This is a genomic window from Burkholderia sp. KBS0801, from assembly GCF_005937855.2.
GTDB classification, from domain to species: domain Bacteria; phylum Pseudomonadota; class Gammaproteobacteria; order Burkholderiales; family Burkholderiaceae; genus Burkholderia; species Burkholderia ambifaria.
In genome coordinates this window covers 1,932,699-1,955,761 of record NZ_CP042177.1, presented here as the reverse complement: position 1 = coordinate 1,955,761, position 23,063 = coordinate 1,932,699, and the positions used below count along the sequence as shown (strand labels likewise).

At 66.2% G+C, this 23,063-nt stretch carries 20 protein-coding genes; 18 read left to right on the top strand and 2 right to left on the bottom strand.

Annotated features, from left to right (window positions below; translation table 11 throughout):
• Nucleotides 1–5: 5 nt before the first annotated feature.
• A complete protein-coding gene (locus tag FFI87_RS09250) occupies nucleotides 6–704 on the bottom strand; it encodes a Bax inhibitor-1/YccA family protein (RefSeq protein WP_006755774.1) in 699 nt (232 codons plus the stop codon).
• Nucleotides 705–953: 249 nt separating this feature from the next.
• On the opposite strand from FFI87_RS09250, the gene ndk reads away from it, so the two are divergent.
• The 17 genes from ndk (at nucleotide 954) to FFI87_RS09155 (ending at nucleotide 19,705) form a co-directional block, all read left to right on the top strand.
• Nucleotides 954–1,379, top strand: a complete 426-nt coding sequence (gene ndk, locus FFI87_RS09245) for a nucleoside-diphosphate kinase (RefSeq protein WP_006755775.1) — start codon at nucleotides 954–956, stop codon at nucleotides 1,377–1,379.
• Between the two features lie 55 nt (nucleotides 1,380–1,434).
• Complete coding sequence (gene rlmN / locus FFI87_RS09240) at nucleotides 1,435–2,574, top strand: 23S rRNA (adenine(2503)-C(2))-methyltransferase RlmN (protein ID WP_012363996.1); 1,140 nt, start codon at nucleotides 1,435–1,437, stop codon at nucleotides 2,572–2,574.
• A gap of 176 nt (nucleotides 2,575–2,750) precedes the next feature.
• Entirely contained in the window at nucleotides 2,751–3,770 is a 1,020-nt protein-coding gene (locus tag FFI87_RS09235; protein WP_138847613.1) for a helix-turn-helix domain-containing protein, read from the top strand.
• A gap of 106 nt (nucleotides 3,771–3,876) precedes the next feature.
• Nucleotides 3,877–5,181, top strand: coding sequence for a flavodoxin-dependent (E)-4-hydroxy-3-methylbut-2-enyl-diphosphate synthase (gene ispG / locus FFI87_RS09230; RefSeq protein WP_012363994.1), 1,305 nt, complete (start codon nucleotides 3,877–3,879; stop codon nucleotides 5,179–5,181).
• Between the two features lie 16 nt (nucleotides 5,182–5,197).
• On the top strand, nucleotides 5,198–6,538 hold the full coding sequence (gene hisS, locus FFI87_RS09225; RefSeq protein WP_006754903.1) for a histidine--tRNA ligase: 1,341 nt from the start codon (nucleotides 5,198–5,200) through the stop codon (nucleotides 6,536–6,538).
• Between the two features lie 56 nt (nucleotides 6,539–6,594).
• On the top strand, nucleotides 6,595–7,224 hold the full coding sequence (locus tag FFI87_RS09220; RefSeq protein ID WP_012363993.1) for a tetratricopeptide repeat protein: 630 nt from the start codon (nucleotides 6,595–6,597) through the stop codon (nucleotides 7,222–7,224).
• Nucleotides 7,225–7,264: 40 nt separating this feature from the next.
• Complete coding sequence (gene bamB / locus FFI87_RS09215) at nucleotides 7,265–8,410, top strand: outer membrane protein assembly factor BamB (RefSeq protein ID WP_138847614.1); 1,146 nt, start codon at nucleotides 7,265–7,267, stop codon at nucleotides 8,408–8,410.
• 247 nt (nucleotides 8,411–8,657) lie between these two features.
• Complete coding sequence (gene der, locus FFI87_RS09205) at nucleotides 8,658–9,995, top strand: ribosome biogenesis GTPase Der (RefSeq protein WP_126227979.1); 1,338 nt, start codon at nucleotides 8,658–8,660, stop codon at nucleotides 9,993–9,995.
• A gap of 154 nt (nucleotides 9,996–10,149) precedes the next feature.
• A complete protein-coding gene (gene hfq, locus FFI87_RS09200) occupies nucleotides 10,150–10,392 on the top strand; it encodes an RNA chaperone Hfq (RefSeq protein ID WP_006754897.1) in 243 nt (80 codons plus the stop codon).
• Between the two features lie 72 nt (nucleotides 10,393–10,464).
• A complete protein-coding gene (gene hflX, locus FFI87_RS09195; RefSeq protein ID WP_175711133.1) occupies nucleotides 10,465–11,640 on the top strand; it encodes a GTPase HflX in 1,176 nt (391 codons plus the stop codon).
• A gap of 47 nt (nucleotides 11,641–11,687) precedes the next feature.
• A complete protein-coding gene (hflK, locus tag FFI87_RS09190; RefSeq protein WP_041489815.1) occupies nucleotides 11,688–13,049 on the top strand; it encodes an FtsH protease activity modulator HflK in 1,362 nt (453 codons plus the stop codon).
• Between the two features lie 14 nt (nucleotides 13,050–13,063).
• Nucleotides 13,064–13,963, top strand: a complete 900-nt coding sequence (hflC, locus tag FFI87_RS09185; protein WP_138847616.1) for a protease modulator HflC — start codon at nucleotides 13,064–13,066, stop codon at nucleotides 13,961–13,963.
• A gap of 36 nt (nucleotides 13,964–13,999) precedes the next feature.
• Nucleotides 14,000–14,191: a DUF2065 domain-containing protein gene (locus FFI87_RS09180; protein WP_006755322.1), complete on the top strand. Its 192-nt coding sequence runs from the start codon at nucleotides 14,000–14,002 to the stop codon at nucleotides 14,189–14,191.
• 112 nt (nucleotides 14,192–14,303) lie between these two features.
• On the top strand, nucleotides 14,304–15,452 hold the full coding sequence (locus tag FFI87_RS09175) for an ATP phosphoribosyltransferase regulatory subunit (protein ID WP_138847617.1): 1,149 nt from the start codon (nucleotides 14,304–14,306) through the stop codon (nucleotides 15,450–15,452).
• Nucleotides 15,453–15,565: 113 nt separating this feature from the next.
• Nucleotides 15,566–16,912: an adenylosuccinate synthase gene (locus FFI87_RS09170; RefSeq protein ID WP_006760651.1), complete on the top strand. Its 1,347-nt coding sequence runs from the start codon at nucleotides 15,566–15,568 to the stop codon at nucleotides 16,910–16,912.
• Nucleotides 16,913–16,920: 8 nt separating this feature from the next.
• Entirely contained in the window at nucleotides 16,921–17,517 is a 597-nt protein-coding gene (locus tag FFI87_RS09165) for a phosphoribosyltransferase (protein ID WP_006755319.1), read from the top strand.
• 274 nt (nucleotides 17,518–17,791) lie between these two features.
• The gene (locus tag FFI87_RS09155; RefSeq protein WP_012363986.1) at nucleotides 17,792–19,705 is read left to right on the top strand and encodes a potassium transporter Kup; all 1,914 of its coding nucleotides are present in this window, start codon (nucleotides 17,792–17,794) and stop codon (nucleotides 19,703–19,705) included.
• Nucleotides 19,706–19,813: 108 nt separating this feature from the next.
• Here the strand turns inward: FFI87_RS09155 and FFI87_RS09150 are convergent, their stop codons facing one another.
• Entirely contained in the window at nucleotides 19,814–22,138 is a 2,325-nt protein-coding gene (locus FFI87_RS09150) for a Tex family protein (protein WP_138847618.1), read from the bottom strand.
• Between the two features lie 160 nt (nucleotides 22,139–22,298).
• Here FFI87_RS09150 and FFI87_RS09145 point away from each other — a divergent pair, with 160 nt between their 5' ends.
• Nucleotides 22,299–23,051 (top strand): hypothetical protein, encoded by a 753-nt coding sequence (locus FFI87_RS09145; RefSeq protein WP_012363984.1) that lies wholly within the window; start codon nucleotides 22,299–22,301, stop codon nucleotides 23,049–23,051.
• Nucleotides 23,052–23,063: the final 12 nt, after the last annotated feature.

Sequence of the window (23,063 nt, the reverse complement as noted above, 5' to 3'; positions counted from 1 at the left end):
GAACGTCAGTTGCGGTTGCCGCCGAAGATGCCGAGCAGCGCGAGCAGGTTCGTGAACACGTTGTACAGGTCGAGGTAGATCGCGAGCGTGGCCGAGATGTAGTTCGTCTCGCCGCCGTTCACGACGCGCTGGACGTCGAACAGCATGTAGGCCGAGAAGATCGCGATCGCGAGCACCGATACGGTGAGCATCAGCGCCGGCAACTGCAGGAAGATGTTCGCGACCGAGGCCAGCAGGATCACGATCACGCCCATGAACAGCCACTTTCCGAGCCCGGAGAAGTCGCGCTTGCTGACGGTGGCGATCGTCGCCATCGAGGCGAAGATGATGCCGGTGCCGCCGAACGCGAGCATGATCAGCGACGGGCCGTTCGAGAAGCCGAGGATGAAGCTCAGCAGCCGCGACAGCATCAGGCCCATGAAGAACGTGAAGCCGAGCAGCACGAACACGCCGGCCGCGCTGTTTTTGGTCCGCTCGATCGCGAACATGAAGCCGAACGCGATCGCGAAGAACGCGAGCAGGCTCATCATCGGGCTCGTGGCCGCGAACAGCGAGAAGCCCGTCGCGACGCCGACCCAGGCGCCCAGCACGGTCGGCACCATCGACAGCGCGAGCAGCCAGTACGTGTTCCGCAGCACGCGGTTGCGAACCTCGGCGGTGCTGACGGAGCCGCCGCGGCCGAAATTGTACGGATAGTCGTTCATGGTTTCTCCTAACATTGAACGCGTGAGCGTCCGGGGCCGGTTCGGCGCGCGCGATGTGCGGCGCAGCAAACCGGGGCAGCTATGGCTAAGATACGTTCCGCGCCGCGAGGTTTCAATGCGGGCGGCGCAAAAAACATATGGATTCGAAACCTTTCATTCGTGTAAGGGTTCAATCGCAATGATACACGGGATCGTGCTACAATAGCGGATTCATTTGAACCTGTAACTTCTTAATTTTTTGGAGTTTTTATGGCAATCGAGCGCACCCTGTCGATCATCAAGCCGGATGCGGTGGCAAAGAACGTGATCGGTCAGATCTACAGCCGTTTCGAAGGCGCCGGCCTGAAGATCGTCGCATCGCGCATGGCTCACCTGTCGCGTGGCGACGCAGAGAAGTTCTATGCGGTTCACGCAGCACGTCCGTTCTTCAAGGACCTCGTCGATTTCATGATCTCGGGCCCGGTGATGATCCAGGTTCTGGAAGGTGAAGGCGCGATCCTGAAGAACCGCGACCTGATGGGTGCGACGGATCCGAAGAAGGCGGAAAAGGGCACGATCCGCGCCGACTTCGCCGACAGCATCGACGCGAACGCCGTGCACGGCTCGGACGCTGCCGAAACGGCCGCGGTCGAAATCGCGTTCTTCTTCCCGGAAATGAACGTCTACTCGCGCTAAGCCCTGGCTGGCAACAAGTAGGCAGGATTCAGCGCAAGCGGCAAGGCAGCACATCATGACGAGCGAAACTTCCGTCAATCTTCTCGACTTCGATGCCGAGGGTCTTGTCGCGTACTGCGGCAGCCTCGGCGAGAAGCCGTTCCGCGCCAAGCAGTTGCAGCGCTGGATCCACCAGTACAACGCCGGCGATTTCGACGGCATGACCGATCTCGCGAAGTCCCTGAGAGAAAAGCTCAAGGGCCGTGCGTCGATCGTGATGCCCGAGATCGCCAGCGATCACGTTTCCGCCGACGGCACGCGCAAGTGGCTGATCGACGTCGGAAACGGCAATGCGGTCGAAACCGTGTTCATCCCGGAAGAGACGCGCGGCACGCTGTGCGTGTCGTCGCAGGCCGGGTGTGCGGTCAACTGCCGCTTCTGCTCGACGGGCAAGCAGGGCTTCTCCCGCAACCTGTCGACAGCCGAAATCATCGGCCAGCTCCGGATGGCCGAATTTGCGCTGCGTGCGTCGCTCGGTCGCGCGCCCGGTCCGAACGGCAAGGCCGAACGGGTCGTCACCAACGTGGTGATGATGGGCATGGGCGAGCCGCTGCTGAACTACAACGCGGTCGTGCCCGCGATGCGGCTGATGCTCGACGACAACGCGTACGGTCTGTCGCGCCGCCGCGTCACGCTGTCGACGTCCGGCGTGGTACCGATGATGGACCGCCTCGGCGCCGAATTGCCGGTCGCGCTCGCCGTTTCGCTGCACGCGCCGAACGATGCGCTGCGCGACGAGCTGGTGCCGCTCAACAAGAAGCATCCGCTTCGGGAGCTCATGGCCGCGTGCCAGCGCTATCTGAAAGTCGCGCCGCGCGACTTCATTACTTTCGAATACTGCATGCTCGACGGCGTCAACGACACCGAAGCGCATGCGCGCGAACTGCTGGCCGTCACGCGTGACGTTCCGTGCAAGTTCAATCTGATCCCGTTCAATCCGTTTCCGGAATCGGGCCTCATCCGCTCGAAGCCGGAGCAGATCAAGCGCTTTGCACAGGTCCTCATCGACGCGGGTGTCGTCACGACCGTGCGCAAGACGCGCGGCGACGACATCGACGCCGCGTGCGGCCAGCTGGCCGGCGCCGTGAAGGATCGCACGCGCCTGGCGGAGCGAACGGGCGCAGCAGCAAAAATCATCGAAGTTCGGGCAATTTGACGGGGTGCCAGGTCGGGGCGGCCTGGCCCGGATGCCCGAGCCTCTTGACGGTACAACACGCGAATAGCGATCGGTCGCGGCGCCCCGGCGCCGCGCATGATATGGACAGTTGCGGGTGCCGGCCGGCGCAAGCCGGCGGCGCTCGCCAGTGAAGAAGAATCGACGCGAGGACAAGGATGAGTGAGCCGCAGCCGACAAACGGCGCAGAGACGGATGCCGCGAAGCCGGCACCGGCGGGGTTGGAAACGCTGACGGCCGTCGGCAGCCGGCTGGCGCATCTCCGGGAGGCGAAGGGCTGGACGGTCGACGACGTGTCGGCGCGGCTCAAGGTCGCCCCGCAGAAGCTGCGTGCGCTCGAGGCAGGCGACATCAGCCATCTGCCCGGCGTGACGTTCGCGCTCGGCGTCGTGCGCAGCTACGCGAAGATGCTCGGCGTCGATCCGGAGCCGTTTGCGCAGGCGTTGCGCCGCGAGCGCGGCGTCCCGGAAGTCGATCTGTCGATGCCCGCGTCGTCGGGGACGGATCTGCCGCGCGGCCGCGTGTCGATTCCGCTCGGCGGCTCGTCACGCCACCATCCGTGGCTGTGGGGGACGGCGATCGTCGTCGTCGCGGTGGTCGCGGTGCTCATGTGGCACACTGGCGGCGATTCGTCGAGCTGGCTCGCGCGTTTCAAGGGCGGCGACACCGATCATGCGTCGGCGGCCAGCGCGCCGGCGGCGTCTTCGGTCGAAGAGGCCGCCGCGGGCGGCGCGTCGGCGGCAGCCGGCAGCGATGCGCCGGCGCAGGTCGCGGCATCCGCCGTGGCGCCGCAGGTCGTTGCATCGGCAGCACCGGCTGCACCGGCGCTGGCCCCAGCGGTCGCGGCGCCCGCGTCGCAATCTGTCGTGACGGCCGCGGCGAGCGGCGCGGCCGTGCCGGCCCAGTCCGCGAGCGTCGTGGTGGCGGCAGGCCAGTCGATGATCGAACTGAAGGTCAAGCAGGATTGCTGGTTCAGCGTGCGCGACAAGAACGGCAAGGAGCTGTTCTCGGCGCTGGTGCGGGCCGGCGAGACGAAGCAGGTCGCCGGCGACGGGCCGTTCAAGGTCACGATCGGCAACAAGGCAGGCATGGACGCGGTCGCGTTCGACGGAAAACCTGTCGATCCGGCAAAATATTCGGCAGCGCGGGGTAACGTGGCGCGGTTCACGTTGCCCTGACGTCAAGCGCCGTGGCGCGGGCCTGTCCAGGACAGGCCGCGAGGGCACGGCGCTTTTTCAATTCATGCGCCGCTTCGCGGCGCATTCCGCGTAAATGGATCTATCGATGCAATCCGAAGCTCAATCCCCTCGCAGCAGTCAGATTTGTTCAACCGAGCCGGTGTTCGGCGGGCATCAGCCGCGTCGCGTGTCGCATGCGGTGGATGTTCGTTGGGGCGGGCAGCTCGTGACGATCGGCGGCGATGCGCCGGTGCGCGTCCAGTCGATGACGAATACCGACACGGCCGATGCGATCGGCACGGCGATCCAGATCAAGGAACTCGCGAACGCGGGCTCCGAACTGGTCCGCATCACCGTCAACACGCCGGAGGCCGCGGCTGCCGTGCCGGCGATCCGCGAGCAGCTCGACCGGATGGGCGTGACCGTGCCGCTCGTCGGCGATTTCCACTACAACGGCCACCTGCTGCTGCGCGACTACCCGGGCTGCGCGGAGGCGCTGTCGAAGTACCGGATCAATCCCGGCAACGTCGGCCAGGGTGCGAAGCGCGACACGCAGTTCGCGCTGATGATCGAAGCCGCGGCCAAGTACGACAAGGCGGTGCGGATCGGCGTGAACTGGGGCAGCCTCGACCAGGACCTGCTCGCGCGCATGATGGACGAGAACGGCGCGCGCGCGCAGCCGTGGGGCGCGCAAAGCGTGATGTACGAAGCGCTGATCCAATCGGCGATCGGCTCGGCCGAGCGTGCGGTCGAACTGGGTCTCGGCCGTGATCGCATCGTGCTGTCGTGCAAGGTCAGCGGCGTGCAGGACCTGATCGCCGTGTACCGCGAACTCGGCCGCCGCTGCGGCTTCGCGCTGCACCTCGGTCTGACCGAGGCCGGCATGGGCTCGAAGGGCATCGTCGCGTCGACGGCCGCGCTCGGCGTGCTGCTGCAGGAAGGGATCGGCGACACGATCCGCATCTCGCTGACGCCGGAACCGGGCGCGCCGCGCACGGGCGAGGTGATCGTCGGCCAGGAAATCCTGCAGACGATGGGCCTGCGCTCGTTTGCGCCGATGGTGATCGCGTGCCCGGGCTGCGGCCGCACGACGAGCACGCTGTTCCAGGAACTCGCGATGCAGATCCAGACCTACCTGCGCGAGCAGATGCCCGTATGGCGCAAGGAATATCCGGGCGTCGAGAAGATGAACGTCGCGGTGATGGGCTGCATCGTCAACGGCCCGGGCGAATCGAAGCACGCGAACATCGGCATCAGCCTGCCGGGTTCGGGCGAGAACCCGGCCGCGCCCGTCTTCATCGACGGCGAGAAGGTCAAGACGCTGCGCGGCGAGCGGATCGCCGAGGAATTCCAGCAGATCGTCAGCGACTACGTCGCACGCAACTACGGCCGCACCGAGGCCCTGAATTAATTCGTCCACACACACGATGACTGAACAGAAACGCAAGATCGAGAAGCTCACCGGCGTCAAAGGCATGAACGACATCCTCCCGCAGGATGCCGGCCTGTGGGAGTTCTTCGAAGCCACCGTGAAATCGTTGCTGCGCGCGTACGGCTACCAGAACATCCGCACGCCGATCGTCGAACACACGCAGCTCTTCACGCGCGGCATCGGCGAAGTCACGGACATCGTCGAGAAGGAAATGTACAGCTTCACCGACGCGCTGAACGGCGAGAACCTGACGATGCGCCCGGAGAACACCGCGGCCGTCGTGCGCGCGTCGATCGAGCACAACATGCTGTACGACGGCCCGAAGCGCCTGTGGTACATCGGCCCGATGTTCCGTCACGAGCGTCCGCAGCGCGGCCGCTACCGCCAGTTCCACCAGGTCGGCGTCGAGGCGCTCGGCTTCGCGGGCCCGGATGCGGACGCCGAGATCATCATGATGTGCCAGCGCCTGTGGGACGACCTCGGGCTGACCGGCATCAAGCTCGAGATCAACTCGCTCGGCCTCGCGGAAGAGCGGGCCGCGCACCGTGTCGAACTGATCAAGTACCTCGAGCAGTTCGCCGACGTGCTGGACGAGGACGCGAAGCGCCGCCTGTATACGAACCCGCTGCGCGTGCTCGACACGAAGAATCCCGCGCTGCAGGAAATCGCGCAGAACGCGCCGAAGCTGATCGACTTCCTCGGCGACGAATCGCGCGCGCACTTCGAAGGGCTGCAGCGCCTGCTGCTCGCGAACAACATTCCGTTCAAGATCAACCCGCGTCTCGTGCGCGGCCTCGACTACTACAACCTGACCGTGTTCGAGTGGGTGACCGACAAGCTCGGCGCGCAGGGCACCGTCGCGGCCGGCGGCCGCTACGATCCGCTGATCGAGCAGCTCGGCGGCAAGCCGACCGCCGCATGCGGCTGGGCGATGGGCATCGAGCGCATTCTCGAACTGCTGAAGGAAGAGGATCTCGCGCCCGAGCAGGAAGGTGTCGACGTGTACGTGGTGCACCAGGGCGAGACCGCGCGCGAACAGGCGTTCATCGCGGCCGAGCGTCTGCGCGATACGGGCCTCGACGTGATTTTCCACTGCAGCGCCGACGGCGCGCCGGCAAGCTTCAAGTCGCAGATGAAGCGGGCCGATGCAAGCGGTGCCGCGTTCGCGGTGATCTTCGGCGAAGAAGAGGTCGCGAACGGCACGGTGGGCGTGAAAGCGCTGCGCGGTGCGGGCGAGGAAGGTGAAAAGAACGTTCAGCAGACCGTACCGGTCGAAAGCTTGACCGAATTCCTAATCAATGCGATGGTTGCATCCGCCGAAGACGGCGACGACTGATCGCGCTCGCATTCGCTCGACAAGAAAAAGCCTGAACAGGAAGGAATCGCTCGCCGATGAGTTATCACGACGAACAAGAATCGATTGAAAGTGTCAAGGCGTGGTGGGCCCGCTGGGGCAACCTCACCACGTGGATCGTGCTCGCGGCGCTGGTCGTCGCGGCCGGTTTCAACGGCTGGAATTACTGGCAGCGCCGTCAGGCCGCGGAGGCTTCCGGGTTGTACGAGCAGGTCCAGAAGGCCGCCGCCGCGAACGACAAGGCGACGATGGCCCGCGCGGCCGCCGACATGGAAGACAAGTTCGCCCGCACGCCGTATGCGCAGATGACGGCCCTGTCGGCCGCGAAGACGCTCTACGCGGCAGGCGACGCCGCCGGCGCGAAGGCCCAGCTGCAATGGGCTGTCGATCACGCCAGGGATGACGAGTACAAGCAGATCGCGAAGCTGCGTCTCGCGTCGCTGCTGCTCGACGAGAAGGCGTACGATGCAGGCCTCGCGCTGCTGTCCGGCACGCCGGTCGATGCATTCAAGGGCGTCGTGGCCGATCGCCGCGGCGATCTGCTGGCCGCGCAAGGCAAGACCGACGACGCGCGCGCTGCGTACAAGCTCGCGCTCGACGGCCTGCCGCAGGACGACCAGTCAGCGCGCCAGCTCGTGCAGTTCAAGCTCGACGCGCTCGGCGGCTGATTCCGGCCCCCTCAACCTCTTAACTCTGCTTCGCTAACCGATGAATTTGCTGAAACGTTACGCTGTGCCCGTAGCCTGCGCGGCGGCTGTCCTGGCATTGGCGGCCTGCTCGTCGTCGAAGGACGCGCGCCGCGTGCCGACGCCGCTCACCGAGTTCAAGCCCGTCATGGACGTGCAACAGGTCTGGAAGGCGAGCGTCGGCAAGGGCGGGCGCTACCTGTTCACGCCGGTGGCCGTGGGCGACGCCGTCTATGCCGCGGGCGAGAACGGTTCGGTCGAGAAGATCGACGCGAAGACGGGCCAGACGCTGTGGCGCTCGAAGGTCGGTTCGGACCTGTCGGCCGGTGTCGGCAGCGACGGCAACCTGACCGCGGTCGGCGCGCTCAAGGGCGGCGTGTTCGTCCTCGGCCCGGACGGCAAGCTGCTGTGGAAGACGAGCGTGCAGGGCGAGATCTTCTCGCCGCCGCTGGTCGGCAACGGCCTCGTGATCGTGCGCACGATCGACGGCCAGGTGATCGCGTTCAACGCGCAGACGGGCGAGCAGAAGTGGAACTACCGCAACCGCGCGGTGCCGCTGAACCTGCGCGTGTCGGCCGGCATGACGTTCGCGGGCGATGCGGCCGTGCTGGCGGGCTTCCCCGGCGGCGGTCTGGTCGCGATCAACCTGCAGACGGGCGAGCCGTTCTGGCAGACTCCGGTGTCGTTCCCGAAGGGTGTGACCGAAGTGGAGCGCATCAACGACGTCAGCGGTCCGCCGACGCTGGTGGGTGCCGAAGCGTGCGCGGTCACGTTCCAGGGGCAGATCGGCTGCTTCGACGCAAACTCGGGCCGTCCGCTGTGGGAAAAGGCGTTCTCGAGCCGCAGCGGCCTCGCGCAGGACGATTCGGTCGTCGCCGGCGGCGACGACTGGTCGGTCGTGACGGCTTACGACGCGGCGAGCGGCAACCAGCTCTGGCGCAACGACAAGCTGAAGAGCCGCGACGTCGGCGTGCCTTACCTGCTTGGCCATGCGGTCGTGATGGGCGACTACAAGGGCTTCGTGCACTTCCTGTCGCGCGAGGACGGCAGCTTCATCGCGCGGATGAAGACCGACGGCAGCGCGATTACCGCGGCGCCGGTCCTGGCGGGCAATACGCTCGTCGTGCAGACGAAGGACGGCGGCCTGTACGGGTTCCGTCCGCGCTGACGCGCACGCAACAGGCGCGATCGCGGCGCGGCGGGCTCGTCCCGAGCGCCGCGGTCGTGCGACACGAAGGCGGCCGGTGTTCCCGGCCGCTCGGTATTTGAAAGGCAGTTCGAAACGAAAGACCACGGCGTGCAACGCGCGCCCGGCGCGCGCATCCGGCGCGGCGCGAATTCGTGATATTTTCATTCAGCGCAGCCGCCCGCAGCAGCGGGCCTCCCGCTGCTGCGCATCACCGTAGAAAACACAGATGAAACCGGTCATTGCCCTTGTTGGGCGCCCCAATGTGGGGAAATCCACGCTGTTCAACCGGCTCACGCGCTCGCGTGATGCGCTGGTCGCCGACTTGCCGGGCCTCACGCGCGATCGCCATTACGGCGAAGGGCGCGTCGGCGAACGGCCGTACCTGGTCGTCGATACCGGCGGCTTCGAACCCGTCGCGAAGGACGGCATCCTGCACCAGATGGCGCGCCAGACGCGGCAGGCCGTCGAGGAAGCCGACGTCGTCGTGTTCATCGTCGACGGCCGTAACGGGCTCGCGCCGCAGGACAAGTCGATCGCCGACTACCTGCGCAAGACCGGCCGGCCGATCTTCCTGGTCGTCAACAAGGCCGAGGGGATGAAGTACACGGCGGTCGCGACGGACTTCTACGAGCTCGGCCTCGGCGATCCGCGCGCGATCTCGGCCGCGCACGGCGACGGCGTGACCGACATGATCAACGAGGCGCTGGAAGTCGCATACGCGGGCCAGCCCGAGGAAGCGGACGACGACGATCCGTCGCGCGGCATCAAGATCGCGATCGTGGGCCGCCCGAACGTCGGCAAGTCGACGCTCGTGAACGCGCTGATCGGCGAGGACCGCGTGATCGCGTTCGACATGCCGGGTACGACGCGCGATTCGATCTACGTCGACTTCGAGCGTAACGGCAAGAAATACACGCTGATCGACACGGCGGGCCTGCGGCGCCGCGGCAAGGTGTTCGAGGCGATCGAGAAATTCTCGGTCGTGAAGACGCTGCAATCGATTTCCGACGCGAACGTCGTCATTCTTCTGCTGGATGCGCAGCAGGACATTTCCGACCAGGACGCGCACATCGCCGGCTTCGTCGTCGAGCAGGGCCGCGCGCTCGTGATCGGTGTCAACAAGTGGGATGGTCTCGACGACCACGCGCGCGATCGCGCGAAAGCGGATTTGACCCGCAAGCTGAAATTCCTCGACTTCGCGAAATCGCACTACATTTCGGCCGCGAAGAAGACGGGCATCGGCGCGCTGATGCGCTCGGTCGACGACGCGTACGCGGCGGCCATGGCGAAACTGCCGACGCCGAAGCTCACGCGCGCGCTGATCGAGGCCGTCGAGTTCCAGCAGCCGCGCCGTCGTGGCCCGGTGCGTCCGAAGCTGCGCTACGCGCACCAGGGCGGACAGAATCCGCCGCTAATCGTGATCCACGGCAACGCGCTCGACGCGGTGACCGAAACCTACAAGCGCTACCTCGAAAACCGATTCCGCGAAACTTTCTCCCTGACCGGGACTCCATTGCGCATAGAGTTCCGTTCGTCGAACAATCCGTACGCGGACAAGGGCTGAACATGCCTGCCACGCACGTCCCGCAAGGGCTAGGCCGCATGGCCTGCTGCCGGGCGGGGCAGGCAAAATCAGCTATAGTGTAGCGATTGGCGCCGGATCTCTTTTTCTTCGGCGCCAAATTCAGATCAACCTGCAAAAAAAGATGGAGTACGCCATGAGCAACAAAGGGCAATTGTTACAAGACCCGTTTTTGAACGCACTGCGCAAAGAGCACGTTCCCGTTTCGATCTATCTCGTCAACGGCATCAAGCTCCAAGGGAACATCGAATCGTTCGACCAGTACGTCGTGTTGCTCCGTAATACGGTGACCCAGATGGTCTACAAGCACGCCATCTCGACGGTCGTGCCGGCGCGCCCGGTGAATTTCCACCCGGACGCGGAAGCGACCACGTCCTAACCTATCGCAGCGGCCGGCATCCGGTCGCCGCGAGCGACCGATGCCAGCCGCCTTATCTTGACACCCGACAATTTGATCAACGCAGCGCTCGTCGGCATCGACTTCGGCAAGACCGATTTCGAAGCCAGTCTCGAAGAACTCAGTCTTCTCGCCTCCAGTGCGGGGGCCCGTCCCGCCGTCACCCTCACGGGTCGTCGCGCCAGTCCCGATGCCAAGATGTTCATCGGCAGCGGCAAAGCCGAAGAACTCCGGCTCGCCTGCGACGCACACAACATCGAAATCGTCATCTTCAACCACGCACTGGCACCGGCCCAGCAACGCAACCTGGAGCAGGCGCTTAACAGGCGAGTGGTCGATCGCACGAGCCTCATCCTCGATATCTTCGCGCAGCGCGCCCGCAGCCACGAAGGCAAGCTGCAGGTCGAGCTTGCGCAGCTGCAATACCTGTCGACCCGTCTGATTCGCGCGTGGACCCACCTGGAGCGGCAAAAGGGCGGTATCGGCCTGCGCGGCCCCGGCGAAACCCAGCTCGAAACCGACCGCCGGCTGATCGGCGAGCGCATCAAGATGCTGAAGTCGCGGCTCGACCGGCTGCGCCGGCAACACAGCACGCAGCGTCGCCAGCGCGCGCGCAGCGGCACGATGTCAGTGTCGCTCGTCGGCTATACGAACGCGGGCAAGTCGACGCTGTTCAACGCGCTGACGAAGGCGCAGGCCTATGCGGCCGACCAGCTGTTCGCCACGCTCGATACGACGTCGCGGCGCGTGTACCTGGGCGACGAGGTCGGCCAGATCGTCGTGTCCGATACGGTCGGGTTCATCCGCGAACTGCCTCACCAGCTGGTTGCCGCGTTTCGCGCGACCCTCGAGGAAACGATCCATGCGGATTTGCTGCTGCACGTGGTCGACGCGTCGAGCGCGGTGCGGCTCGAACAGATCGAGCAGGTGAACGGCGTGCTGCACGAAATCGGCGCGGACACGATCCGGCAGGTGCTGGTGTTCAACAAGATCGACGCCGTGCCCGAGCTGGCGGCCCGCGGCGACGCGGTCGAGCGAGACGAGTATGGTAATATCTCGCGCGTCTTTTTGAGCGCGCGCACCGGTCAGGGTCTCGACACGTTGCGTGCCGCTATCGCCGAAATCGCCTCCGCGGAACACCTTTCCGGCGCGACGTTACCCAACGGCGCGCTCGACGGCGCTCCCGCAGAACCACACGAAGACCACACGATTTCCGAACACGGGCGCTAACCGGCCCCGGCCGGTTCGCTGACGTCCCATCTGGTGAACAAACTCTGGTGAACGAATACAACGAGCGGAGTACCTGGCGGCGGATGCGCGCCTTGCTGTCGATCAACGATCCCCGCTGGGGACGCGGCGAAGGCAAGGGCAACGACGCATCCCGTCCGCGTGCGAACGAATCGAAGCGTCCGCCCGGTGGCGACGGTGACGGTCCGCCCGATCTCGACGAGATGTGGCGCAACTTCAACCGGCGTCTGAGCGGCCTGTTCGGCGGCAAGGGCGGCAACGGCTTCCGGCCCGACAACGGCCGGGCCGCGCGCGTCGGCGTCGGTATCGTGATCGGCGTGCTGGTCGCGGTCTACGCGGGCAGCGGGCTGTTCGTCGTGCAGGACGGCCAGACGGGCGTCGTGCTGCAGTTCGGCAAATTGTCCGGCACGGTCGGCCAGGGCGTGCACTGGCGCGCGCCGTATCCGTTCGCGTCGCACGAGATCGTCGACACGTCGCAGGTCCGTTCGATCGAGATCGGCCGCAACAACGTCGTGCGTCTCGCGAACGTGAAGGAAGCCGCGATGCTGACGCGCGACGCCGACATCGTCGACGTGCGTTTCGTCGTCCAGTACCGGATCCGTTCCGCAACCGATTACCTGTTCCGCAGCGTCGACCCCGAGCGCGGCGTGTCGGAGGCCGCCCAGGCCGCGGTGCGCGCGATCGTCGGCACGCGCAGCGCGGCCGACATGCTGAACCAGGACCGCGACGCGCTGCGCGAGCAGCTGTCCGCCGCGATCCAGCGCGATCTCGATCGCTACCAGTCGGGGCTCGAGGTCACGGCCGTCACGATGCAGAGCGTCGCGGCGCCGGAGCAGACGCAAGCCGCGTACGCCGAAGTCGCGAAGGCGCGCGACGAGCGCGAGGCCGCCAAGCGTACCGCGCAGGCCTATGCGAACGACCTGCTGCCCAAGGCGCAGGGCAATGCCGCGAAACTCGTCGACGAAGCGAAGGCGTATGCCGATCGCGTGGTCACCGAGGCCGAAGGCGACGCCGACCGCTTCAAGCAGGTCTATGCGCAGTATTCGAAGGCGCCCGCGGTGATTCGCGAGCGGATGTACCTCGAGACGATGCAGGAAATCTATTCGAACGCGACGAAGGTGTTCGTCGGCAACAAGGGCAGCAACGTCGTGTACCTGCCGCTCGACAAGCTCGTCGAGCAGGGGCGGCAAAACGCCGCGAGCGCGGCGAATGCCGCGACGCCCGCCGGCGCATCCGCGCCTGACGCAGCGTCGGCGCCGGCGGCCGCGGCGGCGAGCGTGCCCGCGAGCGCGGCCTCGGCTTCGGCCGCGGCGGCGCCCGCACCGGGCAGCGACGTGCTGCGGTCGCGCGAAGCGTTCCGCAGCCGCTCGCGCGAAGACGATACGAAGTAACGGGAGCGCACAACATGAACCGAATCATTGCGCTCGTCGTCGCAATCGTGATCGTCGCCTTCGCGGCATCGTCGACCGTGCTGACCGTCGATCCGCGCCACACAGCCGTGCTGTCGGGCCGCGACGGCACGCAGCCCGAACTCGCGGGCCCCGGCATCCATTTCAAGCTGCCGCCGCCGCTGCAGACGGCGACGCTGATCGACACGCGCCTGCAATCGCTCGAATCGCCGGATCCGCTGCAACTCGCGACCGAAGACAAGCACGATCTGCTCGTCACGTATGCGGTCAAGTACCGGATCAGCGATCCGATGAAGTACTTCACGGCGACGAGCGGCGACTCGGCCACCGCCGCCGAGCGTCTGGCCGGCGCGCTGAAGAGCGCGCTCGGTGACGCATTCGGCAAGCGCGCGCTCGACGACGCGCTCGGCGGACAGCGCGACATCGCCAATGCGGCTCGCGATGCGGTGCGCGCGCAGGCATCCGGCTTCGGCGTCGACGTGGTCGATGTGCAGTTGACGCGCGTCGACTTGCCGGCCGCGCAGGCCGACGCCGTCTATCAGCGGATGATTGCCGCGCTGCGCGCGCAGGCCGCACAGGTGCGCGCGGATGGCGCTGCGGATGTCGAACAGATCAAGGCCGATGCGGAGCGCGAACAGCAGGCGGTGCTCGCGAATGCGTACAAGTCCGCGCAGACGATCAAGGGCGAGGGCGATGCGAAGGCCGCGTCGATCGCCGCCGACGCGTTCGGCCAAGATCCGCAGTTCTACCAGTTCTACGCGAGCCTGCAGGCTTACCGGAATACCTTCAAGCGCAACGACATCATCGTGGTCGATCCCGACAGCGAGTTTTTCCGTTTCATGCGCAGCCCGACGGGCGGTGCCGCACCGGCGGCACCTGCTCCCCGCAAACACTGACCTTGGGGCGCCGCGTCGAGCGGCGCCGTCGCTCGCATGGATCTGGCTGGTTCGTTGTTGCTCGCGGTAGCGCTGATGCTGATCATCGAGGGGGCGTTTCCCTTCGTGTTTCCCGTCGCCTGGCGCGACACGTTTCGTAGAATAGCGGAGCGGCCGCCGCATCATATCCGGATCGGCGGGCTCATCGTGATGGCGCTGGGGCTCATCCTGCTGCTGCTCGCCACCTGAACGGAGACATGAACGAGACGGCCAATCCGCCGTCCGTTCCGCACGATTCCGATTTCCGATTCATCTCGTGGCGCGCGCGTCGCGCCCTGTTTCCCGTCGTAGGACCGTACCGATGTCGACCTGGTTACTTCCCGAGAATATCGCCGACGTACTGCCGTCGGAAGCGCGCAAGATCGAGGAGCTGCGCCGCAGGCTGCTCGACCGCTTCCGTTCGTACGGCTACGAAATGGTGATGCCGCCGCTGCTCGAATACCTCGAGTCGCTGCTGACGAGCGGCGGCGCCGACCTGCGCCTGCGCACCTTCAAGCTGGTCGACCAGCTGTCGGGCCGCACGCTCGGCCTGCGCGCGGACATCACGCCGCAGGTCGCGCGCATCGACGCGCACCTGCTGAACCGCCAGGGCGTCACGCGCCTTTGCTATGCGGGGCATGTGATGCATACGCGTCCGCGCGGCCTGCACGCGACGCGCGAACAGATCCAGATCGGCGCCGAAATCTACGGGCATGCCGGGCTGGAAGCCGATCTCGAGATCCAGCAGCTGATGCTCGACGCGCTGCACCTCGCGGGGCTGTCGCGAATCCGTCTGGACCTGTGCCATGCAGGCGTGCTCGCGGCGCTGCTCGCGCGCGACCCGCAGGCCGCCGAGCGCGGCGAGTCGCTGTACGACGCGCTGTCGGGCAAGGACGTGCCGCTGCTGAACGAACTCACCGACGATCTCGGCGCCGACACGCGCGCGGCGCTGCGTGCGCTGCCGCATCTGTACGGCGACGCGAGCGTGCTCGACGAGGCGCGCGCACGGCTGCCGGTGCTGCCCGAGATCACGCGCGCGCTCGACGATCTCGCGCAGCTCGCGGCCCAGGCGAAGGGCGTCGAGGTGGCGATCGATCTGGCCGACCTGCGCGGCTACGCGTACCACAGCGGCGCGATGTTTACGGCGTACATCGACGGCGTGCCGAACGCGATCGCGCGCGGCGGCCGTTATGACCACGTCGGGCAGGCTTACGGTCGCGCCCGTCCGGCGACGGGCTTCTCGCTTGACCTGCGCGAGCTTGCGCGGATCTCGCCGATCGAGGCGCGCGGCACCGCGATTCTCGCGCCGTGGGCGCAGGACGATGCGCTGGGCGCTGCCGTCGCGGCGCTGCGCGATGCGGGCGAGGTCGTGATCCAGGCATTGCCGGGGCACGACCACGTGCTCGACGAATTCGCGTGCGACCGTTCGCTCGTCGAGCGCAACGGCGCATGGGTGGTCGAACCCCGTTAAAGAGATGTTCGCGGGCCGTCGTTCGGCGTGCATATCGTTGAAGCGAAACGGAAAAATTCGGAATCGCCCGCGAACCTAGGTAGAATACGTTTTTAACCAGCTAACGAATCAACATGTCTGCCAGCGCAGTGAACGTGACTCCCGGGCGCAATGTCGTCGTCGTGGGAACGCAATGGGGTGATGAAGGCAAGGGCAAGATCGTCGACTGGCTGACGGACCACGCTCAGGGCGTCGTGCGTTTCCAGGGCGGTCACAACGCCGGCCACACCCTCATCATCGGCGGCAAGAAAACCATCTTGCGCCTCATTCCGTCGGGCATCATGCGTGAAGGCGTCGCCTGCTACATCGGCAACGGCGTCGTCCTGTCCCCCGAGGCACTGTTCAAGGAAATCGGCGAGCTGGAAGAAGCCGGCGTGAACGTTCGCGATCGCCTGTTCATTTCCGAAGCCACGACGCTGATCCTGCCGTACCACATCGCGATCGACCAGGCGCGCGAAGCGCGCAAGGGCGCGGGCAAGATCGGTACGACCGGCCGCGGCATCGGCCCTGCGTACGAAGACAAGGTCGGCCGCCGCGCGCTGCGCGTGCAGGACCTGTTCGACGCGAAGACCTTCGCCGACCGCCTGCGCGAAAACCTCGATTTCCACAACTTCGTGCTGACCCAGTACCTGGGCGGCGCAGCCGTCGATTTCCAGGCCACGCTCGACACGATGCTCGGCTATGCCGATCGCCTGAAGCCGATGGTGGCCGACGTGTCGCGCCGCCTGTACGACGCGAACAACGCCGGTCAGAACCTGCTGTTCGAAGGCGCGCAAGGCACGCTGCTCGACATCGACCACGGCACTTATCCGTTCGTCACGTCGAGCAACTGCGTCGCGGGTGCGGCATCGGCCGGCGCCGGCGTCGGTCCGCAGCAGCTGAACTACATCCTCGGCATCACGAAGGCGTATTGCACGCGCGTCGGCGCGGGCCCGTTCCCGAGCGAGCTGTACGATGCGGACAACCCGCAGCGTCAGGACCAGGTCGGCGTCACGCTGGCCAACGTCGGCAAGGAATTCGGCTCGGTCACCGGCCGTCCGCGCCGCACCGGCTGGCTCGACGCAGCCGCACTGCGCCGCTCGATCCAGATCAACGGCGTGTCGGGCCTCTGCATGACGAAGCTCGACGTGCTCGACGGCCTTGATGAAGTCAAGCTGTGCGTCGGCTACAAGATCGACGGCAAGGACGTGGACATCCTGCCGCGCGGTGCGGCCGATGTCGCGCGTTGCGAGCCCGTGTACGAAACCTTCGCCGGCTGGAAGGAAAGCACCGTCGGCATCAAGACGTGGGACGCGCTGCCCGCGAATGCACAGGCCTACCTGACCCGTGTCCAGGAAGTAGCCGGCGTGCCGGTCGACATGGTTTCGACCGGCCCCGATCGCGACGAAACGATCCTGCTCCGCCATCCGTTCAAGGTGTAATTGTCACCATGACGCAGCAAATCACGATGACGGCGGCAGACTTGATGACCGATCCGCGCAACGACGACAAGAACCTGTGGGTAGGCTGGGACGAATACCATCGTCTGATCGAGCTGCTCGCGCTCCAGGTGCATGCATCGGGCTGGAAGTTCGACCAGATCCTGTGCCTCGCGCGCGGCGGTCTGCGTGTCGGCGATCAGCTCTCGCGCATCTATGACGTCCCGCTCGCGATCCTCGCGACCAGTTCGTACCGCGAAGCGGCCGGCACCGAGCAGGGTGAGCTCGACATCGCGCAGTACATCACGATGACGCGCGGCCAGCTCGCGGGCAACGTGCTGCTGGTCGACGATCTCGTCGATTCGGGCGTCACGCTCGCGCGCGTGCAGGAGCATCTCAAGGAGCGCTATCCGGCCGTCACGGCCGTGCGTTCGGCTGTGCTCTGGTACAAGGGTTGCTCGAAGGTGAAGCCCGACTATCACACGCAGTATCTGCCGACGAACCCGTGGATTCATCAGCCGTTCGAAGAGTGGGACACCGTTCGTCCGCACAACCTCGAGGCGTGGATCAAGCGTGGTCGCGCGCAGCGCGACGGTTCGGGCGCGTAAGCGCCCGGCCGATCGAACGAAAGCCTTGTACGGCGCCGCTTGCGGCGCCGTTTTTCATTGGGGCGGAAGGCGGGCGGCCGCGGCGATCGGGCGTTCGCGGTAGGCAGACGGCGCGGGCCCGGCTATGATGGCAGCCCTGCCACAGCTTGCGCGGGATTGCATGCGCGGCGTGGATCACGTGGTGTCAGGGCAACACGGCAGGGCGGTGTTTCAGGGGGGCGCGAGTAGAATAGCGCTCGTTTTGTCCGAACCGGACCCGATTATTACGCTTCATATGAACGACACGATCCAGGCGACCGACGCAGCCCATGCGCATTCGACGCACCAACACTCGATGCGGGCGCTTGCGATAGCGGCCATCGGCGTCGTGTTCGGCGACATCGGCACGAGCCCGCTGTATGCGCTGAAGGAGGCGTTCAGCCCCGCACACGGCATCCCGCTGACCGAAAGCTCGATCCTGGGGGTGATCTCGCTGCTGTTCTGGGCGATCATCCTCGTGGTCGGTATCAAATATCTGCTGTTCGTGATGCGGGCCGACAACAACGGCGAGGGCGGCGTGCTCGCGCTGATGGCCCTGTCGCTGCGGCCGCTCGACTCGAAAACCCGTGTCGCGGGCGCGCTGATGGCGCTCGGGATATTCGGCGCGTGCATGTTCTACGGGGATGCGGTGATCACGCCGGCGATCTCGGTGATGTCGGCGGTCGAAGGTCTCGAAATCGCGACGCCGCACCTATCCCACCTTGTGCTGCCGATCACGATCGTGATCCTGATCGCGCTGTTCTGGATCCAGCGCCACGGCACCGCATTGGTCGGCAAGCTGTTCGGCCCGATCATGGTCGTGTGGTTCGTCGTGATCGCGGCACTCGGCGTGTACCACATCGCGCGCGTGCCGGGCATCATCGCGGCGATCAATCCGTACTACGCAGCATCGTTCATGGCCGACCACCTGCTGCAGGCCTATGTCGTGCTGGGTTCGGTCGTGCTGGTGCTGACCGGTGCGGAAGCGCTCTACGCGGACATGGGCCACTTTGGCGCGAAGCCGATCCGCCTCGCCGCGTACGGGCTCGTGATGCCGTCGCTCGTGCTGAACTACTTCGGCCAGGGCGCGCTGTTGATCCAGAACCCGAAAGCGATCGAAAACCCGTTCTTCCTGCTGGCGCCCGAGTGGGCATTGCTGCCGCTCGTCGTGCTGTCGACGGTCGCGACCGTGATCGCGTCGCAGGCCGTGATTTCGGGCGCGTATTCGCTGACGTCGCAGGCGATCCAGCTCGGTTATGTGCCGCGCATGAAGGTGCTGCATACGTCCGAGCTGGCGATCGGCCAGATCTACGTGCCGGTCGTGAACTGGCTGCTGCTGTTCGTGATCCTCTGCATCGTGATCGGCTTCAAGAGTTCCGACAACCTGGCGGCGGCGTACGGTATCGCGGTGACCGCGACGATGGTCATCACCACCGTGCTGGCGTGCGTCGTGATGGTGAAGGTGTGGAACTGGAACCGGCTGCTCGTCGGCGCGATCATCGCGATATTCCTCGCGATCGACCTCGGCTTCTTCGGCGCGAACCTGCTGAAGGTCGCGCAGGGCGGCTGGCTGCCGCTCGGCATCGGCGCGCTGCTGTTCTTCCTGCTGATGACCTGGTACAAGGGCCGCCACATCGTCAAGGAGCGCACGGCCGCGGACGGTATCCCGCTCGAGCCGTTCCTGCAAGGGCTGCTCGCGCATCCGCCGCACCGCGTGTCGGGCACCGCGATCTACCTGACCGGCAACGACAAGCTCGTGCCCGTCAGCCTGCTGCACAACCTGAAGCACAACAAGGTGCTCCACGAGCGGACCATCTTCCTGACGTTCGTCACGCGCGACATTCCGTACGTGCGCGACGACACACGGCTGAGTTCACGCGATGCGGGTGGCGGCCTGTACATCGTCAAGGCCCAGTACGGCTTCAACGAGACGCCGGACGTGAAGGCCGTGCTCGAGGAATTCGGCCGCTCGCACGACATGACGTTCGAGCTGATGGACACGTCGTTCTTCCTCGCGCGCGAAACGGTCGTGCCGACGCATCTGCCCGGCATGTCGATCTGGCGCGAGCGCGTGTTTGCGTGGATGCATCAGAACGCCGCGAAGCCGACCGACTTCTTCTCGATCCCGGCGAACCGCGTCGTCGAGCTCGGCACCAAGATCGAGATCTGACCGACGCGCGGGCCGCGGATGCGGCCCACTCCGGCAGTGCGCTTGCCGCGCCATGAAAAAGCCCGCCTGTCGGCGGGCTTTTTTCGTGCGTCGAAAACCTTCGCGTGTTCAGCGCTTCAGCTTCGCGAACGCCGCGGCCATCGCACCGGCCGGTTCCGGCTCGCGCGAACGCTGCGGGCGGGCCGCGCCGCGGCCGGCATTGCCGCGATCCTGGCTGCCGCGCGGCGCCATGCCGGGCGCGGCCGCTTCGTCGTCGAGGCGCATCGTCAGCGCAATGCGCTGGCGCTTCACGTCGACGTCGAGCACCTTGACCTTGACGACCTGGCCGGCCTTCACGACTTCGTGCGGATCCTTGATGAACTTCGTCGACATCGCGGACACGTGGACGAGGCCGTCCTGGTGCACGCCGATATCCACGAACGCACCGAACGCCGCGACGTTCGTCACGACCCCCTCGAGGAGCATGCCGGGCATCAGGTCGGACACCTTCTCGACGCCGTCGCGGAACGTTGCGGTCTTGAATTCGGGCCGCGGGTCGCGACCCGGTTTTTCGAGCTCGGACAGGATGTCGCGCACGGTCGGCAGGCCGAAGCGTTCGTCAACAAATTCCGTCGGCGACAGTCCGGACAGCGCGTCGCGGCTGCCGAGCACGTCGTCGATGCGCTTGTTGATCTTCGCGAGGATCCGTTCGACGACCGGATACGCCTCCGGGTGGACCGACGAGCGGTCGAGCGGATTCTCGCCGCCGTTGATGCGCAGGAAGCCGGCCGCCTGTTCGAAGGTCTTGTCGCCGAGGCGCGGCACCTTGCGCAGATGGTCGCGCGACGGGAACGGCCCGTTCGCGTCGCGATAGTCGACGATGTTGCGCGCGAGCGTCGCGTTCAGTCCCGATACGCGTGCGAGCAGCGCGACCGACGCGGTATTCGCGTCGACGCCGACCGCGTTCACGCAATCCTCGACGACCGCGTCGAGCGAGCGGGCGAGTTCGCGCTGGTTCACGTCGTGCTGGTACTGGCCGACGCCGATCGCCTTCGGCTCGATCTTCACGAGCTCGGCGAGCGGATCCTGCAGACGGCGCGCGATCGACACGGCGCCGCGCAGCGACACGTCGAGTTCCGGGAATTCCTTCGCGGCCAGCTCCGACGCCGAGTAGACGGACGCGCCGGCTTCCGACACGACGATCTTCTGCAGCCGCAGTTCTGGGTGCTTCGAGATCAGCTCGCTCGCGAGCTTGTCGGTTTCACGGGACGCGGTGCCGTTGCCGATGCTGATCAGCTCGGCCTGCGTCTGCGCGGCGATGCGCGCGAGCTTCGCGAGCGAGCCGTCCCAGTCGCGGCGCGGCTCGTGCGGGTAGATCGTGTCGGTCGCGAGCAGCTTGCCGGTGCGGTCGACCACGGCGACCTTCACGCCCGTGCGCAAGCCGGGGTCGAGACCGATCACGGCCTTCGGGCCGGCCGGCGCGGCCAGCAGCAGATCCTTCAGGTTGCGCGCGAACACGCGGATCGCCTCGGCTTCCGCCGTTTCACGCAGTTGCGTGAGCAGTTCGTTCTCGATGTGCGGCTGCACCTTCACGCGCCAGCACCAGCGGCACACGTCCGACAGCCACTTGTCGGCGGGACGGTTCTGGTTCGCGATCCCGAAATGGCGCGCGATCATCGCTTCGCCGGGATGCGGAACCTGCGCGTCGAGTTCCTCGCCGAGGCCGAGCTTGACGGTCAGCACGCCGGCGTTGCGGCCGCGGAACAGCGCGAGCGCGCGGTGCGACGGCACGGTCCGGATCGTCTCCGCGTAGTCGTAGTAGTCGCGGAACTTCTCGCCTTCCTCGTTTTCCTTGCCCTCGACCACGGCCGACGACACGACGCCCTGGCTGTGCAGATAGTCGCGCAGCTTGCCGAGCAGTTCGGCCGTTTCGCCGAACTGTTCGGACAGGATGTCGCGCGCGCCGTCGAGCGCGGCCTTCACGTCGGCGACACCCTTGTCGGCGTCGACGTACGCGGCGGCTTCCGCCTGCGGGTCGAGCAGCGGATTCGCGAGCAGCGCCCGCGCGAGCGGCTCGAGGCCGGCTTCGCGGGCGATCTGCGCGCGCGTGCGGCGCTTCGGCTTGTACGGCAGATAAAGGTCTTCGAGCACCTGCTTGCTGTCGGCCGCGTCGATCGCGGCGCGCAGTTCGTCGGTCAGCTTGCCCTGTTCGTCGATGCTCGACAGGATCGTCGCGCGGCGATCCTCGAGTTCGCGCAGATACAGGAGGCGCTCCTCGAGCTGGCGCAGCTGCGTGTCGTCCAGGTTGCCCGTCACTTCCTTGCGGTACCGGGCAATGAACGGAACGGTCGAGCCTTCGTCGAGGAGTTGCACGGCCGCCGCGACCTGGCGCGGCTGGACGGACAGTTCGGTGGCGATGCGCTGTACGATCTTGAGTGCTACGGTTTCCGTCATGTCGTGGATGATGTGCCTGCTGAAATCGCGGCGCGGGCCGGCAGACCACGCGCGGCGGGCTGCGAGACGGGCCCGCCGGACCAGATGCCGCGGGTGAGTGAAGCGGGGCATTTTGCCATAAATGGCGGAGCGTCCAGCCGGGGGTGATAGAATTTGACACATGTCCCGCAGCTTTCCTACGACGTTGCCAACTTCCCGCATTTCTCTCGTCGCGCTCGGCGCAGCGCTTGCCGCGGCTTTGTCCGCCGGGTCCACCGTCGCGTACGCACAGGCATCGGGCGCAAGCGCGCCTGACGCCGCTGCCGCCGTGCCCGTCGCAGCCTCCGCCACGCAGGATTTTGACGCCCGTCAAAAAGTGCTCAATCAACGTTCCGCGGAAAACGATTATCGTTATGCGGTGGCGGAGCACGATTGCTACAGCAAGTTCTTCGTCAATCACTGTCTCGGCAATGCGCGCGACCGGATGCGCGAGGAGCGGGCGAGCATCCGCCAGGAGCAGCTCGCGCTCGACGACGAACAACGTGCGGTGCGGGCGCAGCAGCGCGACCAGCAGCAGGCGCTGAAGCAGGCGCAGAATGCGGCGGAAGCGCCGCAGCGCGCGGCGAACGACGCGGCCAACGCGGCTGCGTTCCGCGACAAGCAGGAGCAGAATGCACTGAAGCGGGCGCAGCGCGGCGCGGAAGGGCCGCAGCATGCCGCGAGCAAGCAGGCCTACGACCAGAAGCAGGCCGACTTCCAGCGCAAGCTCGACCAGGCGCACCAGCAGGCCGCGCAGAAGGCGCAGGAGCGGGCGGACAACGCCACGCGCTACGAGCAGAAGCAGAAGGAAGCCGCGCAGCACAAGGCCGATGTCGAGCGGCGTCAGCAGGAAGCGGCCCAAAAGGCCAAGCAGCAGCAACAGCAGGGGCAGTAACGTATCGGATTG